14 protein-coding genes are annotated in these 15,970 nt (G+C 66.6%); 3 read left to right on the plus strand and 11 right to left on the minus strand.

Going from position 1 to position 15,970, the window contains the following annotated elements; translation table 11 throughout:
* Positions 1-90: 90 nt before the first annotated feature.
* The 11 genes from L5G32_RS07970 to L5G32_RS08020 form a co-directional block, all read right to left on the minus strand.
* Positions 91-1,758: an FAD-dependent oxidoreductase gene (locus L5G32_RS07970; protein ID WP_237010494.1), complete on the minus strand. Its 1,668-nt coding sequence runs from the start codon at positions 1,756-1,758 to the stop codon at positions 91-93.
* Between the two features lie 177 nt (positions 1,759-1,935).
* Positions 1,936-2,796, minus strand: a complete 861-nt coding sequence (locus tag L5G32_RS07975) for a mycofactocin-coupled SDR family oxidoreductase (protein ID WP_237010495.1) — start codon at positions 2,794-2,796, stop codon at positions 1,936-1,938.
* 4 nt (positions 2,797-2,800) lie between these two features.
* Positions 2,801-3,949, minus strand: a complete 1,149-nt coding sequence (locus tag L5G32_RS07980) for an acyl-CoA dehydrogenase family protein (protein WP_237010496.1) — start codon at positions 3,947-3,949, stop codon at positions 2,801-2,803.
* A complete protein-coding gene (locus tag L5G32_RS07985) occupies positions 3,946-5,163 on the minus strand; it encodes a CaiB/BaiF CoA transferase family protein (protein ID WP_237010497.1) in 1,218 nt (405 codons plus the stop codon). Before L5G32_RS07985 ends, L5G32_RS07980 begins: the two co-directional genes overlap by 4 nt.
* Positions 5,163-6,638, minus strand: coding sequence for an aldehyde dehydrogenase family protein (locus L5G32_RS07990; protein WP_237010498.1), 1,476 nt, complete (start codon positions 6,636-6,638; stop codon positions 5,163-5,165). Before L5G32_RS07990 ends, L5G32_RS07985 begins: the two co-directional genes overlap by 1 nt.
* Before the next feature lie 29 nt (positions 6,639-6,667).
* A complete protein-coding gene (locus L5G32_RS07995) occupies positions 6,668-7,549 on the minus strand; it encodes an HpcH/HpaI aldolase/citrate lyase family protein (protein ID WP_237010499.1) in 882 nt (293 codons plus the stop codon).
* A gap of 51 nt (positions 7,550-7,600) precedes the next feature.
* Entirely contained in the window at positions 7,601-8,767 is a 1,167-nt protein-coding gene (locus L5G32_RS08000) for an acyl-CoA dehydrogenase family protein (RefSeq protein ID WP_237010500.1), read from the minus strand.
* A 31-nt stretch (positions 8,768-8,798) separates the two neighbouring features.
* A complete protein-coding gene (locus L5G32_RS08005) occupies positions 8,799-10,451 on the minus strand; it encodes an AMP-binding protein (RefSeq protein ID WP_237010501.1) in 1,653 nt (550 codons plus the stop codon).
* Between the two features lie 16 nt (positions 10,452-10,467).
* Complete coding sequence (locus tag L5G32_RS08010; RefSeq protein ID WP_237010502.1) at positions 10,468-11,646, minus strand: acyl-CoA dehydrogenase family protein; 1,179 nt, start codon at positions 11,644-11,646, stop codon at positions 10,468-10,470.
* 181 nt (positions 11,647-11,827) lie between these two features.
* A complete protein-coding gene (locus tag L5G32_RS08015; RefSeq protein ID WP_237010503.1) occupies positions 11,828-12,565 on the minus strand; it encodes an SDR family NAD(P)-dependent oxidoreductase in 738 nt (245 codons plus the stop codon).
* Positions 12,562-12,978: a nuclear transport factor 2 family protein gene (locus L5G32_RS08020; protein WP_237010504.1), complete on the minus strand. Its 417-nt coding sequence runs from the start codon at positions 12,976-12,978 to the stop codon at positions 12,562-12,564. Before L5G32_RS08020 ends, L5G32_RS08015 begins: the two co-directional genes overlap by 4 nt.
* 242 nt (positions 12,979-13,220) lie before the next feature.
* On the opposite strand from L5G32_RS08020, the gene L5G32_RS08025 reads away from it, so the two are divergent.
* The 3 genes from L5G32_RS08025 to L5G32_RS08035 are packed head-to-tail and all read left to right on the plus strand — an operon-like array spanning position 13,221 to position 15,967.
* Positions 13,221-14,399 (plus strand): thiolase family protein, encoded by a 1,179-nt coding sequence (locus L5G32_RS08025; protein WP_237010505.1) that lies wholly within the window; start codon positions 13,221-13,223, stop codon positions 14,397-14,399.
* A gap of 48 nt (positions 14,400-14,447) precedes the next feature.
* Complete coding sequence (locus L5G32_RS08030; RefSeq protein WP_237010506.1) at positions 14,448-15,212, plus strand: SDR family NAD(P)-dependent oxidoreductase; 765 nt, start codon at positions 14,448-14,450, stop codon at positions 15,210-15,212.
* Positions 15,209-15,967: a crotonase/enoyl-CoA hydratase family protein gene (locus L5G32_RS08035; protein ID WP_237010507.1), complete on the plus strand. Its 759-nt coding sequence runs from the start codon at positions 15,209-15,211 to the stop codon at positions 15,965-15,967. The genes L5G32_RS08030 and L5G32_RS08035 overlap by 4 nt, the downstream gene beginning before the upstream one ends.
* The last annotated feature ends 3 nt before the right edge of the window (positions 15,968-15,970 follow it).

Genomic DNA, 15,970 nt, shown 5'->3' on the forward strand with positions numbered 1-15,970 from the left:
GCACCTTCGTCCGAGACTTCGGACCACATAGTGGTCTGAAGTCTCGGACGAAGGCGTTTCAGCTCTGCCAGGCGGTCAGGCGTCAGGCGGTCAGTTGCGCACCGGATGTCCGGCAGCCGACCGTCCTCCGCGATAGCCGAACACGAGAGCCGGGCCGAGGGTGCCTCCGGCGCCGCCGTAGACCATGCCGGTGGGGGCGGCCATTGCGTTCCCGACAGCCCACAGGCCGGGGATGACATCGCCGTCGACGTCGAGTACTTCACAGTCGGTAGTGGTCCGCGGACCACCCTTGGTGCCGAGCGTGCTGCTGTGCAGCGGCGCCGCGTAGAAGGGGCCGCTGTCGATGCGTCCGAGCGTCGACAGCACGCCGGGATAGTGGGACCGATCGCCGCACCAGCCGTCGTACGCACTGTCTCCACGCAAGAAGTCGTCGTCGTGGCCCTTGTCGACGAGTTCGTTCCACCGATCCACAGTGGCGGTGAGCTCGCCGGGCGGAAGCCCGAGTTCGGCGGCGAGGTCGGCGACCGAGTCGGCGCGTGTGATCCACTGCGGCATCGATCCTCCGGCAGGCACGCCGTAGCCGCCGTACTCGTCGACGAAGCCCTGATCGAACAGAATCCAACAGGGCTGGTTGACGTGACGGAACTGCGTCGGATCGAACGCGTGGAACGCACCGCCCAAAGCGTTGTAGTTGGCGGCCTCATTGGTGAATCGCTGTCCGCGGACGTTGACCATGATGTTGCGCGGCAGCGAGCGTTCGCGTTGGACGAGCTGGACACCGTTGAGTGCGTACTGCTCGGTCGGATCCCCGGGTTCGGCGACGACGGGAACCCACCACGCCTCGCGCATCACACCGAGCTTTGCGCCGATCCGCATCGCCATCCGCAGACCGTCGCCGGTGTTGGTCGGTACGCCCGCGGGATGACTCATCGGCCCGCGCAGGAACGTCGTGGTCAACTCGGGGTCACGCTCGAAACCGCCGGTCGCAAGGATCACGCCGCGGCGGGTTCGGACCTCGATGCCGTCGGCGAATCTCGCGCCGACGACTGCTCCGTCTTCGGTGATCAGTTCGGTGGCGGCGCTGGAGAGGACCGGCTCGACTCCGTGGTCGAGCAGACCTTTGAGCAAGGCTCCGAGAAGTGCGCGACCGAGCCCCTCCAACTGGCCTGCGGTGCGTTCGCGGTCGTCGTCCTCAGTGAGGAATCCGGTTCCGCCGCCGACCGGTGACTCGCTCACGTACATCCGCCGCGGTGATCCGAAGACGCGATCGGCCCAATCGCCCAACGCGCCGAAGCCGAACAGTTCTGGTTCCACCGATCGGCCGCCGTGCGGCCGTCCGCCGGGGAACTCGGGGTGATAGTCCGGATAACCGGGAACCAGGCGCATGCGAAGCGGCGTCGACGTCTCGAACCAATCGAGCATCGGGCCGACCGTCCGAACGAACGCCTCGGCCATCTCCGGGAGGATCATGCCATTGGAGAGTGCCTCCAGATAGGCCAACCCGTCCTCGACGCTGTCGGTGACACCAGCGTCCGCCGCATGATGGTTCGCCGGGAGCCACGCCACCCCGCTCGACAGGGCAGTGGTCCCGCCCAACCGGTCTGCCTTCTCATGAACGGCGACCGATGCCCCCGCGTGCGCCGCGGCAAGGGCGGCCGACAGTCCGGACGCACCGCTCCCGAGAACGAGCACGTCGACAGTTCGTACCGTCGTCGCGTCATCGGGTTGACGGTCGTGGCTCGGTCGTGGTGCAGGCATCGTCGTGTCCCATCAGTTGTCGGTATCTGTCGGTCGAGCGGAGTCGCTTCCCGCTGGTCGAGCGGAGTCGAGACCTGGTTTCGCACAAGGGATCTCGACTCCGCTCGATCAACGGAGGGGGCTCGATCAGCGGAACGGGGCTCGATGAACGGCGGGCTCGACCACCGTCCGGTTCGTCTATGCAGGCAGGACGGGGTTGGGGTTGAAGCCGGCGAGGATCGTGTGCCCGGCGTCGACGACGATGTTCTGGCCCGTCATCGCGAATGCGCCGTCGGAGGCCAGCCATGCCGCAGCGTTGGCAATCGCGTCCGGGGTCAGCGCGCCCTGTCCGGCGATCGCTCCGAAATTCAGCGCGGCGCGGTCGTAGTCGGAGCGATCGGCGTTCGGGTGGCCGGCCATCTGGTCGTACATCGCCTGGAAGTTCGTCATCGGACTGTCGATGAGTCCGGGGGCGACGGAGTTGACCCGGATCCCATAGGCGCCGAGCGTCTGTGCCGCGCTTCGCATGAGCCCGACCACGCCGTGCTTGGCCGCCGCGTAATGGGCAGCGGCGGCGTTGCCCTCGACCGAGTTCACCGACGAGGTCAGAATCATCGAACCGGCCTTGCGGTCGATCAAGTGCGGGGTGACCGCTTTCATCGTTCGCCATACGCCCTTCAGGTTGACGTCCTGGACGTCGTCCCAGACCTTCTCCTCCATCTCCCAGAAGGGGACTTGGGTGAAGATCCCGGCGTTCGCGACCACGATGTCGATCTTTCCGAACGTCTCGATGCCCTCGGCGACGACGGAATCGAGAGCGTCGGACGACCGCACGTCGGCGATGCGCGAGAGCACCCGTCGCCCGGTGTCGGCGACCTGCCGTGCAGTCTCGGCTAGGTCGTCGGCCGAGGCGTGATCGTAGTGGACGTTCTCGATCGGTTCGTCGATGTCGATCGCGATGATGTCGGCGCCTTCTCGTGCCATCGTGACCGCGTGCGCGCGGCCCTGGCCGTGCCCGGCTCCGGTGATGAACGCGACCTTTCCTTCGAGGATGCCCATGGTGCTAGATGCCCTTCTTGACGAGTTGCTTGGCCAACGAGTCGAGGATGACCTCGGTCGAACCCTCGTAGATGCGTGTCGGCCGTGCCTCGCGGTACAGGCGTTCGATATCGGTGCCGCGGGTGATGCCGAAACGACCCATGATCTGCACAGACCGGTCGACGACGCGGCCGCACGTCTCCGTAGCGGCCACCTTCGCCATCGACGACAGATGCAGGTTCGCGAGCGGGTCACGGGCAGCGGCCGCGGCCGCACGATAGGTCAGCGAGCGTGCGGCCTCGATATCGGTCCAGCACGACGCCAGGTGCTCGGGAACCGATCCGAGGCGCGACAGCGGGCCGCCGAATTGTTCGCGGCTGTTCGCGTGGTTCAACGCCAGACGCAGGGCGGCCTCGGCCATGCCGATCGACGCACCCGCGACCGAGACGCGGAAGGTCGCCAGCGTCGCCAGCACGAGCGAGAAGCCCTTGCCCGGCTCACCGATCCGGTGGTCCAGCGGGACGCGTACGTCCGCGAGGATGACGTCCGACAGCACGTGCGGCGCGATGATCTGATGCGGCCGCTCGGTGCGCAGTCCCGGCGTATCGGCCGGGACCAGGATCAGCGAGTAGCCGTCGCCTTCACGTGCCAGGACGCTGTAGATCGCGGCGTCGCCGCCGTTGGTGATGAACGACTTGTGGCCGTTCACAACGATCTCGTCGCCGTCGACGACGGCCGTCGTCGTCAACGCCTTCAGGTCCGATCCGACGTTCGGTTCGGTGAGGCCGATGGCGGCAATGGCCTCGAGGGAGGCGACCTTCGGCAGCCACTTGTCCCTGACCGCGTCCGATCCGGCGACGGCCAGCCCGTAGCTGCCGATTCCCTGCATCGCGAACATCGAGTCGAGGTGCCCGCTCTCGGCGGCCAACTGCTCGCGCACCACCGTCATCGCGAGCGAGTCGACGGCGTCGAAACGACCGCCCCACCGCTTGGGGACGGCCAGTTCGGTCAGCTTCGACGCCGCGAGCCTGGCTCGCACGTCGGGGTCGGTCTCGCTCGACTCGTCGGCCCGCGCCGCGATGTCGCGTACCGACACTGCGAGCTCATGCGCCTGCGCTTGTAGTTCGAGGTACTTCGCGGGGAGTTCGAACAACCCCGTCCCGTCGTTGCTCACTTGTCGCCTCCGTGATTGATGACGCCCGCCGCAGCGAGACGGTCGAGTTCGGCGTCGTCGAGACCGAGTCGTTCGGTCAGGACGTCGCGGGTCTGTTCGCCGACGGTGGGGACGCCGTCGTAGACGGGCCCGTCGTAACCGGCCATGTGTAGAACCGGGCCGGGCATGAGTGTGTTGCGCAGGATCTCGTTGCCGGTGATCTCGACGAGGGTCCGCTCCTGGAAGTGCGGGTCCTTGACGACGTCAGACGCGTCGTTGACCGCGGCAGACACCACCTCGAACTCCTCCAAGGTCGCCAGGATCTCGTCGCGGGGTGCACGCTTGCACCACTCGATCACCATGGCCTGCACCTCGTCGTTGTGTGCGAGTCGGTCGGCGTTCGTGGCATACCGCGGGTCCTCGATGACCTCCGGTGTGCCCATCGCGGCGAATAGCCGCGCCGCAATCGCCTGGTTCGAGGCGGCGATCGACAGGAACTTGCCGTCGGCGGCCTCGTAGATGCCGCGCGGCGACGCCGCGCCGGTGCTGTTGCCGATGCGCTGCTGGACCTCGCCGAGTGCCGTGTACTTGAGGAACATGTCGCCGATGATGAACATGAGTGGCTCGTACAGAGCGACGTCGACGACCTCGCCGCGGCCGGTCCGGCTGCGGTTGAACAGTGCCATCGACACACCCATCGCCGCGGACAGCCCGGCGATCGAGTCGGCGAAACCGAACGGCGGCGACGTCGGCGGGCTCTCGGGCTGACCGTTGACGTTCGCGAACCCGCTGGCTGTCTCGGCGACCGTGCCGAATCCCGGGAGTAACCGTTTCGGGCCGGTCTGACCGAAACCGGACACGCGGGCGATCACCAGGCCGGGGTTGATCTCGTGGAGGACGTCGGGCCCGAGACCCCAGGCCTCCAGTCGGCCCGGGCGGAACGACTCGACGACGACGTCGGCATCGGCGATCAGCCGCTTCACCAACTCGCGGCCCTCGTCGGTGCGCAAGTCGATGCCGACCGAACGCTTGCCCGCGTTCAGGCGGGAGAAGCCGAGTGAGAGACCGTCCTTCTGCGGTATCCACTGGCGTGCGTAGTCGCCCGTGTTCGGGTCCTCGACTTTGACGACGTCCGCGCCGAAGTCGCGCAACATGCGTCCGGCGGTCGGGGCGGCGTACATGGTGCCGAGTTCGACGACCTTGAGGCCCGCGAGGGGGGCGCCGTCAGTTGACATCAGATCCTCCACTGGATGTGTTTGGGTTCGAGGTATTCGCGCATACCCCATTCGCCGAGCTCACGACCGACACCGGATCTGCCGTAGCCGCCGAACGGTGCGTCCGGGCGCATGGCTCCGCCGCCGTTGATCCACACGGTTCCCGCGCGGATCTGTTCGGCGACGCGGCGGGCCTCGATCGGGTCGTCGCACCACACGTTGGCAGCCAGACCGAACGGGGTGTCGTTGGCCAGCCGAATCGCATCGTCGGTGTCCTTGAACGGAAGGATGACGGCCACCGGGCCGAAGATCTCCTTCTGGACGGCGCGCGCATCGGGCGGAAGGTCGCCGAGCAGGACGGGGTTGATGAAGTAGCCCTTCTCCGGCAACGGCTTGGTCACCTCGAGAAGCCGGGTGCCGCCGTCTGCGACGGAGTCGTCGATGAAGCTCTGGACGCTGGCCCGGTGGTCCGGCCGGATCATCGGGCCGATGTTGGTGTTCCGGTCCCAGGGGTCGCCGACGATCATCTGGTCGAACGCGCTCGCGCCGGCTTCGAGGAACTCGGCGTACACGCTGTCGTGGACGAGGAGTCTCGCGAGGGCGGCACAGCCCTGTCCGCCGTTGCGGGACCAGCGCAGGTGCATCTCCACGGCGATCTTCTGCACGTCGACGCCGGGCAGAACGATGTTCGGCGACTTGCCGCCCAACTCGAGGGTCACGCCGGTCAGGTTGGCGGCGGCCTGGGCCATGATCTGCGCGCCGACACCGTCCGAACCGGTGAACGACACGCGGTCCACACCGGGATGCGACGACAACTGCTTGCCGACGTCGACGCCGCCGATCACGATGTTCATGACACCGTCGGGCAGGCCCGACTCCTTGATGAGCTCAGCGAGGAACAACGTGGTGAGAGGCGTGCGCGGCGACGGAAACAGCACCACGGTGCAGCCTGCGGCGAGCGCTGCGCCGAACTTGAACACCGCGAGATTGAGCGGGTAGTTGTAGCCGGTGATCGCGGCGACCACGCCGACCGGGTCGTGGACGACGTCGCTCATCGTCGGCACGGGCTTGTCGTACTCGCCCAGATGCAGCGTGCGATCGGTCTTCGCGGCCTCGGCCGCCCACCTCAGATGCTCGTCCACCGCCATCTTGACCTGCAGGTACTCGGCGAGCGCCACCGGAGTGCCGACCTCGTTGACGATCGACGGGAGCAACTTGTGCGCTGCTCGTTCGAGGGCGTCCGCGAACCGATGGATGTGGACGCTGCGCTCTTCACCGGACAGCGCTGCCCACTTCGGGAAGGCGGTGCGCGCCGCGGTGACGGCGGCGTCGACTTGCGGCGCCGAGGCGCCTCCGACCTCGGCGATGACCTTCTCGGTCGCCGGGTTGACGACCTCCCAGGTCTCGCCGTCGGGTTCGACGTCCGCCCCGCCGATCAGCAGCGTGCGGTTCGGCGGAACCCACGACTGGTCTACGGTCTGGTCAGCGTCAGGCATGACAGACTCCTTTCGAAGCTGCGGTGTGTTCAGTGGTTCGTGATGGTCGCGGCGCGCTCGAGCCAGCCGACGGCCTTGTCGTAGTGGGCCTTGTCGATGTGCAGACCGCGGTAGCGCAGGGCGCCGACCCCGTCGGACGCAGCCTTCTCGTAGGCGTCGACCATGCCCTGGTAGAACTCGATGTCCTTGTCCGATGGGCTGAAGACGTCGTTGATGGTCTCGACGTGCTTGGGGTGGATCGCGATCATGCCGCGGAAGCCGAGGCCCCGACCATGAGTCGCGAACGCACGAAGACCGTCGATGTTCTCCAAGTCCTCCCAGAGCGCGGTGAGCGCGTGGAGGCCGGACTCGCGGCACGCGAGCAGGATCCGACTGCGCAGATAGAGCGACTCCTCGCCTTCGGGGGTCCATTCGAAGCCGACTTCGCGGGCGATATCGGCGTGCTCCGCGGTCGGTCCGATCATCGCGCCGACGCGAGGCGATGCCGCAGCGATCTCGCGGCAGTTCCAGATCGCCTTCACGGTCTCGACCGGCACGATGTATTCGAGCCCCTCGACCCCGTTGCGCATCTCGAAGTGATCGAGGAGCGCGTCGTATCGGACGACGTCGATCTCGGTCTCGATCTTCGGGGCGAAGATCCCGTCGAGCCCGGGCACGACGACGGCCTCGAGGTCGCTGCCGGTCAGTCGGGTCGCGAGAGGGTTGACGCGGACGAACAGACCGATGTTCGGATGGTTGCGGCGCACCTCTGAGATGAGCGCGGCGACGGTGTCGCGCGCCGCGGCCTTCTCTGCGGCAGGCACCGAGTCCTCGAGGTCGAGGACGATGCAGTCGGCGCCCGCCGCGACGGCCTTCTCTGCCCATGCGGGGCGGTGCCCGGGAACGAAGAGGATGGAACGGTATGGGTGCATGGTGGCCTCTCGTGCGTGGTGTCGACGCCTGCGCGGGTCAGTAGTCGCGGGTCAGTAGTTGCGGGGCAGCCCGAGGACGTGCTCGGCGGTGTAGTTGAGCACCATCTCCTGGCTGATCGGCGCGATCCGCATGAGTCGAGCCTCGCGGAAGTAGCGCTCCACATGGAACTCCTTACCGAATCCGAAGCCGCCGTGGACCTGAAGCGCAGCATCCGCGGCGAAGAAGCCTGCCTCGGCGCACAAGTACTTAGCGGCGTTCGCCTCCCGACCGCACGGCAGTCCCTGGTCGACCATCCATGCCGCCTTGTCGAGGACCGCCTGCGCCGCGTCGAGCTTGATGCGCGACTCGGCGAGCTGGAATGCGATGCCCTGGTTCTTACCGATCGGACGACCGAACACCTCGCGCTCGTTCGCGTAGCGCACACCGCGGCGAAGGGCGGCCTCGCCGATGCCGAGGGCGGCGTTCGCGGAGATGACGCGCTCGGCGTTGAGGCCGCCGAGAATGGTGCGGAATCCGTGCCCCACCTCGCCGACGACGTCCTCGTCCGCGACGAAGAGTTCGTCGATGAACAGTTCGTTGGTGTCGACGGCGTTGCGGCCCATCTTCGGGATCTCGCGGATCTGAACGTGGTCGCGGTCCATGTCGGCGAACAGCAGCGTCATGCCCGCCGTGCGCTTGGCGCCTTCCTCGCGGGGGGAGGTGCGGCATAGAAGCAGCATCTTCTCCGCCTCCTGAGCCTTGGTGATCCACACCTTCTGGCCGCTGACCAGCCAACCGCCGTCGACCTTCTTGGCGAACGTCTTGATATTCGTGGTGTCGGTGCCCGCGTCGGGCTCGGTGACGGCGAACGACGTGTGTAGTTCACCGGTGACGACGCGCGGCAGATACTTACGCTTCATCTCCTCGCTGCCGTGGTGGATGATCGGCTCGAAGCCGAAGATGCCGATGTGCACGGCGCTGCAGCCGCCCATCCCGGCGCCGGACGCGGAGATCGCGCGTTCGACGACAGCCGCCTCGGTGACACCCAGTCCGCCGCCGCCGTACTCTTCGGGGACCGTCAGACCCAGCCAGCCGCCTTCGGCGATCGCGTTGTAGAACTCCCACGGGAACTCGTGCGAGTCGTCGTGCTCCATCCAATACTCATCGGGAAACCGCTGGCACAACTGCTCGACGGCTTTGCGGATGTCTTCGTGCGTGGAGTCCGGGGTGTAGTCCATGTCAGTGTCTCTCTGGGTTGAGCTCGAAAAGTCAGACGGTCGCGCGTTCGGCGTCGAAGGTGTCCGACGTGATGCCCTCCTCGCGGAGGACTGATTTACGGACCTTCTCCGACGGTGTCTTCGGCAGTGCGTCGACGGTGCGGATGTAACGGGGACGGGCGAACGCCGGGATACGGCCGTCGCAGAACGCGAGGAGCGCGGCCGGATCGACAGCCTCGGTGACGACGATCGCGGCGAGGACCTCGTCCTCGCCTGCGTCGACGTCGGCGGGCACGCCGATCACGGCGCACTCGTGAACGGACGGGTGAGCGAGGACGACCTGCTCGACCTCGTACGACGAGATGTTCTCGCCGCGGCGACGCAGCGCATCCTTGTAACGGTCGACGAAGTAGTACCAGCCGTCGTCGTCTCGGCGAAGCGCGTCACCGGTGTGGAACCACAGGTTGCGCCAGGCCTCGACGGTCTTCTCCGGCATCCCGTAGTACCCCATGCTGCAGATGTACGGGACTTTCGGGCGGACGACGAGCTCGCCGACCTCACCGATGGGCACCTCGCGGTCGTTGTCCGGGTCGACCAAGCGGATGTCGAACCAGTCCGAAGCCTGCAGACCTGCTGCGCCGGGCGGGATCTCGACGTTGTACGGCGAGAGGATCGGAGCGGATGTCTCGGTGAGACCGAACGCGTTGACGAAGGTCTCGATGCCGTAGCGCTTCTTGAAGTCCTCGGCGATCGTCGACGCGATCGGCGCCGCGTAGATGCATCGGAGCTTGTTGTCGAGGTCGTTCTCGCGCGTTGTCTGCTTCCACGCGAAGTCCATCATCACGCCGACGAAGTTTGTGACGGTGACCCCGGAGTCGCGGACGTGGTCGATCCAGCGGCTGGCACTGAACTTTCGTCGGATCACCGCGCTCGCTCCCGCGACGAGCGCGGGGAAGACCGCCATGAACTGTGCGTTCCCGTGGAAGAGCGGAGTAGCCGTCAAGTAGCGGTCGGCAGCGGTCAGCCTGGTCAGTGACACGACCTCCTGGGCGAAGAAGTACAGCTGAGCATGCGGCATCGCGACACCCTTGGACGGCCCGGTCGTGCCCGAAGTGAAGAAGATCGCGCCGAGGTCGGCGGGCGCGGGGGACGGGGCGTTCAACGGCTCACCGGACGGGAGCTCGTCCCACGGCGCGGCCTGGAATCCGGCGGCGGTCAAGGTGGTGATCGCGGAGTCGAGTGAGCCGGTGTCGATGACCCAGAACTTCTCGACCCGGTTGACGCCGTTCGCGGGGTCGTCGTCGACGACAGCCGCGAACCGTGTGGCGTAGTCGTCGTCGATGACGGCCCAGCGGGCGTCGGCCACGGTGAACTGGTGCTTGAGGAAGTCGCCTTCGTAGTTCGTGTTGATCGGCACCTGGACGGTGCCGCCGACCGCCGTCGCCCACCAGCTGAGGACGAGTCGCGAGGAGTTCTGCGCCATGATGGCGACGCGGTCGCCGCGCTGAGCGCCTGCGGCGTCGAACGAACCCGCGATCTGCTCGGCCTGGGCGAGTGCGTGTGAGTAGGTGAGGTCGAGGTCCTCTTCGGGCGCGAGCAGGCAGGGCGCGTTCGGGGTGCGTGCAGCGTGCGTGCGCAGCACTGTCGCCAGCGTCCAGTCGTCGGGATCAGCGAAGTTCGGGTTCAGATCTGTGTATACGTCCATCGATCGGTTCTCCTTCTCACTTGCGCTGGTCGAAGCCGCGACCGAGCATCTCGGAGACGATGCGGGTGCGCTGCATGGTTGGCGTGCCGCCTGCGAGCGCCCATCCGTGCGCGTCACGGTGCATCCGCTCGATGCCGAACTCCTCGGTGTACCCGTTGCCGCCGTGCAGTTGCATGGCGAGATCGGTGACCTTCTTAGCCATCTCGTTGGCAGTGCACTTGGCGAGCGAGACGTGGAGTGGATTCGGGAGGTCCGAACCGGTCACCACGCCTGCGGCTGCGCGTTCGAGGAGCAGGCGCGCCTGCTCCACGTGCAGCACCATGTCGGCGACGGTCATCTGGACGGCCTGGAACTCGATGAGCGGCTTGCCGAACTGTTCGCGCTCCTGCACGTACTTCAATGTCAGGTCCAGGGCGCGCTGACCGAGAGCCAGGCTCATCGTGGTGTTTCCCAGACGCTCGATGGAGAACGCGGTGAACAGCTTCCGGAAGCCGCCGGGCTCGACGACGATGTTCTCCTTCGGGACCTCGACGTCGTCGAAGTAGATGTCGGCAGACGGGATGCCGCGGAAGCCCATCAGCTTCTCGCGCGCGCCGTAACTGACGCCATCGCGGTCGGCCTCGACGAGCACCGCACCGATGCCCTTCGCTCCGGGGGCGTCCGACATCCGCGAATACACCAGGTAGACGTCGGCCTCGCTGCCGTTGGAGATCCACCGCTTGTTGCCGGTGACCCGGACGGTGTCGCCGGTGACGACGGCCTTGGTGGTCAAGTCGGTGGCCGCCGATCCGGCGTCCGGTTCGGAGATCGCGACCGCCATGGTGATGTCGCCCGCGATGATGCCGGGCAGAAAGCGTTGCTTCTGATCAGGCGTCCCCAGCCGCGCGATGACTTGAGCCGGGCCGGTATTGGACTCGAACACCTGGAACGCGGCGGGCCTGCAGTGGTAGGCGAGTTGCTCGATGACCGCGAGCGCATGGGACAGCGGGGCGCCCGAGCCGCCGTACTCTTCGGGCAGCGCGATGCCGAGGAATCCGAGAGAGCCGAGGAACTGACGATCCTCCAAGGGGACTGCAGTGCGGTCTGCGTCCCACTGCGCAGCCTTCGGCGCGAAGCGCTCTTGCGCTACCTGCGCGGCCAACTGTTTGATGGCCTGAAGGTCGTCGGTGTCCGTGTGGGGTGTGGTCGGCGGCATTGCGACCCCTCTCCTCGTGTCGTGTGAACGCTGTCGGGTGCCTGTGGCCGTGGTTCACGGCCTGTCGGGTGTGACCTCCGACAAAGCAACTGTAATAACTATAATCATTAATTGCTCGAAGATGCACTATCCGGCGAGAAAGTTTCGGCTCGGGCGGCTTTCGCGTGGTCGGTACCTGGTCTCAGGTGATTCCCCGGGCCGCCCAGCCGCCGTCGATCGGGACCGTGGCGCCGGTGATGTACGACGACAGCGGCGTTCCGAGGAAGTATGCGAGCTCGGCGACTTCGTCCGGTTCGCCGAATCGATTCATCGGAATCCGATCGAGGAAGTCCTGTTCGCGGATGACGCCTCGTCGGATGAAGTCCTGCGACAACTCCGTGACGATCGACCCCGGTGCGATGGCGTTGACCCGGATTCCGTACGGGGCCCATTCGGCTGCGAGGCCTCGCACGAGTCCGGCCACGCCGGCCTTTGCGGCTCCGTATGCGGTGCGCCGAGGAAAGCCGAGCAGTCCGTTGAGCGACGACATCATCACGATCGAACCGCCGTCGGGCATCCGGGCGCCCGACTCCTGCGCGCCGACCATCGCGCCGGTCAGGTGCACGCGGAGCATCGCGTTCCAGTCGTCGAGCGAATAGTCCGTCGAGTCGCCCGCCTTTGCGAATCCCGCGTTGGCGACGAACGTGGTCAGGTGTCCCTCGGCGAGGTCGCATGCCCGGCCGACGTCCTCTGGTGAGGCGGCGTCGCCCCGCACGGACCGATGGCCCGAGCCCTGCCACGTCGTGATGGTCCCGGCCATGCGATCGGAGTTCAGGTCGACGCCGATCACGCGATGTCCGGCTGCGGCGAATCGACGACCGATCGCCGCGCCGATGCCCTGCGCCGCTCCGGTCACGACTGCGGTGGGTCGAGTGGTCACGTGGGGACTCCTAGTGGGACGGACTGCTGGACGTCGATGCTCTTGACGGACAGGAGTAGTGAGCCGCTTCCGTCGGCGACGAGAGTGTCGTTGTACTCGCCGAAGATCAGCGCGAAGCCGTCGTCGGTGAGTGCGGCGGCCTGGAAGTAGGCGTGCACGTCGACCGCGGAGTCGTCGCCGGTGCACGAGATGTTGCTGACGAAGTGCTTGCTCCACGAGGTCGGACCCGCGAACACGGTGCGATAGAAGGCGAGGACCTCGTCGCGTCCGGTGCGGGCGCCGTCGGACCGATGCAGTACCGCATCTGGATGTAGGCAAGCCGCGAGTTCGGCCTCGTCTGCGCTGTCGACGGCCCTGGCGTACCGGTAAAGGGTCTCTCGTGCGGCCTCGGCTGTGGCCGGTGCGACGGGCATGGTCTCTCCTGTTCTGCGGGCTGCGCGAGTTCTGGGCAGGGCGTGGCCGCGGGGTTGCGATCCGGCTACTGCATCGGATCTAGTACAAGGATTATCATAGATATGAACTACGTCTCACCGAGTTCGCTCCGCGCGGGTGCAGTCTGTCGCAGATCGAACTCCCGGCCAGGCATATTTGTGGTAAAGATAATCATCAATAAGAAATTCGACGCACGATGCGACTCGAATGTGGAGGTTCTCTCATGCCAGACGCGGTGATCGTCGATGCGGTCCGTACTCCGATGGGGAAGGGGCGCGAAGGCGGAGCTCTTGCCGGCGTTCATCCCGTCGACCTCCTCGCCGGGGTGCTCGATTCGCTGGTGCGACGAACCGGCATCGACCCGGGCGAGGTCGAAGACATCCTGGTCGGCTGCGTAGGACAGAACCTCGAACAGTCGGCCACGCCGGGCCGGATGGCCGCGCTGGCAGCGGGATTCCCCGTCCACGTTCCGTCCGTGACTATTGAGCGAAAGTGCGGTTCCGGTCAGCAGGCGGTCGATTTCGCCGTCCAAGGCGTCATGGCGGGCGCATACGACATGGTGATCGCCGGCGGCGTCGAGTCGATGAGTCGCGTCCCGATGGGGAGCGCGCGCGGCGACGCCGACCCATTCGGTCCCGGCGTCGAGAGCAGGTTCGGGACGCTCGTCGGCCAAGGCGTCTCCGCCGAACTCGTCGCCGACAAATGGAGCATCTCGCGTACCGCATTGGACGAGTACTCGGCGCGTTCGCATGAGCGGGCTGCAGCTGCAGCGGCACGCGGGGCCTTCGACAACGAGATCGTCGGGGTGCAGACCGCGGCGGGCGTCGTCGACAAAGACGAGACGATCCGTGCTGGGACCACGGCGGAGAAGCTCGGCGGACTGCGTGCGGTGTTCGGCACCGAGGCCAACGCCGAGCGTTTCCCGAGCATCGACTGGAAGGTCACCGCGGGCAACGCCTCTCAGATCACCGACGGGGCGTCGGCCCTGCTGATCATGAGCCAGGAGAAGGCTGATGCGCTCAAGCTCCGGCCGATCGCGCGAATAGTCGCCTCCGCGGTGACCGGTGACGACCCGATGCTCATGCTCACCGCGCCGATCCCCGCGTCGCGTCGGGCGCTCGCCAAAGCCGGTCTCACTATCGACGACATCGCGTCGTTCGAGGTGAACGAAGCGTTCGCATCCGTGCCGCTGGCGTATCAGCGTGAGCTGGGAATAGCGGACGACAATCTCAATCCGGTAGGCGGAGCGGTCGCACTCGGGCACCCGCTCGGTGCATCGGGCGCTCGCATCATGACGACCCTGATCAACCACCTCGCCGCCACCGGTGGTCGGTACGGGTTGCAGACCATGTGCGAGGCGGGTGGCATGGCCAACGCGACGATCCTCGAGTCGCTGGCGTGACCGGCGCTCCAACTGACACTGATCCGTCCACGAGAAGGGAAGACTGACATGCAACTGACGAACTCGTCGGCCATCGTCACCGGAGGTGCGTCCGGGCTCGGTCTGGCCACCGTCAAACGACTCATCGAGCAAGGGGTCCACGTCGTGATCGTCGATCTGCCGACCTCGGCAGGTGCGGACGTCGCAGCCGACCTCGGCGACCTGGTCCAGTTCGGACCGGCAGACGTCGCCGACCCCACCGCCGTCGATGCGGCGCTCGACCTCGCCGAGACGCGTGCCCCGTTACGGACCGTGGTGCACTGCGCAGGCCGCGGTGGCACGGTCCGCGTCGTCGAACGCGACGGTGAACCCGGATCGCTCGATACCTACACCTCGCTGATCACCACTAATCTGATCGGCAGCTTCAACGTCCTCCGGCTGGCGGCCGCTCGTATGGTGAAGAACGAAGTGATCGACGGCGAGCGCGGCGTGGTCGTCATGACCGCATCGGTCGCCGCGTGGGAGGGGCAGATCGGTCAGATCCCATACGCCTCCGCGAAGGCAGGCGTCGTCGGGATGACACTCGTCGCAGCACGCGACTTGGCACGCAAGCTGGTCCGCGTGAACTCGATCGCGCCGGGTGTGTTCGACACCCCGATCCTCTCGCGCTTCTCGCAGGAGATCCGCGACGGACTCGCCGCACAGATCCCGAACCCCGCTCGGCTCGGCGATCCCGACGAATACGCGCGTCTGGCGATGGCGATCATCGACAACGGAATGCTCAACGGCGAGGTCATCCGCCTCGACGGTGCGATCAGGATGGCGCCGAAATGACAGTCCACACCGAAGTCCGGGGCGGCGTCCTGATCGTCACGATCGACCGTCCCGAAGTCAAGAACGCGATCGACACCGCCACCGCGCAGGCCATCGCCGACGCGATGGAGCGACTCGACGCGACGCCTGAACTCACTACAGGCGTCCTCACCGGCGCAGGCGGAACATTCTGCACCGGAATGGATCTCAAGGCGTTCCTCGCAGGCGAACGTCCCTCCATCGAGGGCCGCGGCTTCGCGGGCATCGCGCAGACGCCGCCAGCAAAGCCGGTGATCGCGGCAGTCGAAGGGCACGCCATCGCGGGCGGCTTCGAGATCGTCCTCGCGTGCGACCTCGTCGTGGCTTCGGAGACCGCAGTGTTCGGCCTTCCGGAGGTGAAGCGCGGTCTGCTCGCAGGCGGCGGCGGACTGCTCCGACTGCCCGAGCGAGTCCCCTACGCGCTCGGCCTCGAATGGGCGCTGACGGGCGACTTCGTTAGCGCGGAACAGGCCCGCGACGCGGGACTGATCAGCCGACTCACGCCGAAAGGTGACGCGCTCACCACGGCGATCGAACTCGCCGAGCGCATCGCGAAGAACGGACCCCTCGCCGTACGCGGCACCAAGGAGATCTGGACCGCGTCGCGCGACTGGAGCAACGATGAGCGCTTCGACAAGATGTGGGAGATCTACGAGCCGATCAGGTCGTCGGACGACGCGAAAGAAGGTGCGACCGCGTTCCGCGAGAAGCGCGCGCCGGTGTGGAAGGGGCGCTGACCC

Source organism: Gordonia zhenghanii, assembly GCF_021738965.1.
Lineage (GTDB): Bacteria > Actinomycetota > Actinomycetes > Mycobacteriales > Mycobacteriaceae > Gordonia > Gordonia zhenghanii.

Coding starts and splice junctions, on each gene's coding strand:
- L5G32_RS07970 (WP_237010494.1), bottom strand. CDS start 1,758: ATGCCTGCACCACGACCGAGCCACGACCGTCAACCCGATGACGCGACG.
- L5G32_RS07975 (WP_237010495.1), bottom strand. CDS start 2,796: ATGGGCATCCTCGAAGGAAAGGTCGCGTTCATCACCGGAGCCGGGCAC.
- L5G32_RS07985 (WP_237010497.1), bottom strand. CDS start 5,163: ATGTCAACTGACGGCGCCCCCCTCGCGGGCCTCAAGGTCGTCGAACTC.
- L5G32_RS07990 (WP_237010498.1), bottom strand. CDS start 6,638: ATGCCTGACGCTGACCAGACCGTAGACCAGTCGTGGGTTCCGCCGAAC.
- L5G32_RS07995 (WP_237010499.1), bottom strand. CDS start 7,549: ATGCACCCATACCGTTCCATCCTCTTCGTTCCCGGGCACCGCCCCGCA.
- L5G32_RS08000 (WP_237010500.1), bottom strand. CDS start 8,767: ATGGACTACACCCCGGACTCCACGCACGAAGACATCCGCAAAGCCGTC.
- L5G32_RS08005 (WP_237010501.1), bottom strand. CDS start 10,451: ATGGACGTATACACAGATCTGAACCCGAACTTCGCTGATCCCGACGAC.
- L5G32_RS08010 (WP_237010502.1), bottom strand. CDS start 11,646: ATGCCGCCGACCACACCCCACACGGACACCGACGACCTTCAGGCCATC.
- L5G32_RS08020 (WP_237010504.1), bottom strand. CDS start 12,978: ATGCCCGTCGCACCGGCCACAGCCGAGGCCGCACGAGAGACCCTTTAC.
- L5G32_RS08025 (WP_237010505.1), top strand. CDS start 13,221: ATGCCAGACGCGGTGATCGTCGATGCGGTCCGTACTCCGATGGGGAAG.
- L5G32_RS08030 (WP_237010506.1), top strand. CDS start 14,448: ATGCAACTGACGAACTCGTCGGCCATCGTCACCGGAGGTGCGTCCGGG.
- L5G32_RS08035 (WP_237010507.1), top strand. CDS start 15,209: ATGACAGTCCACACCGAAGTCCGGGGCGGCGTCCTGATCGTCACGATC.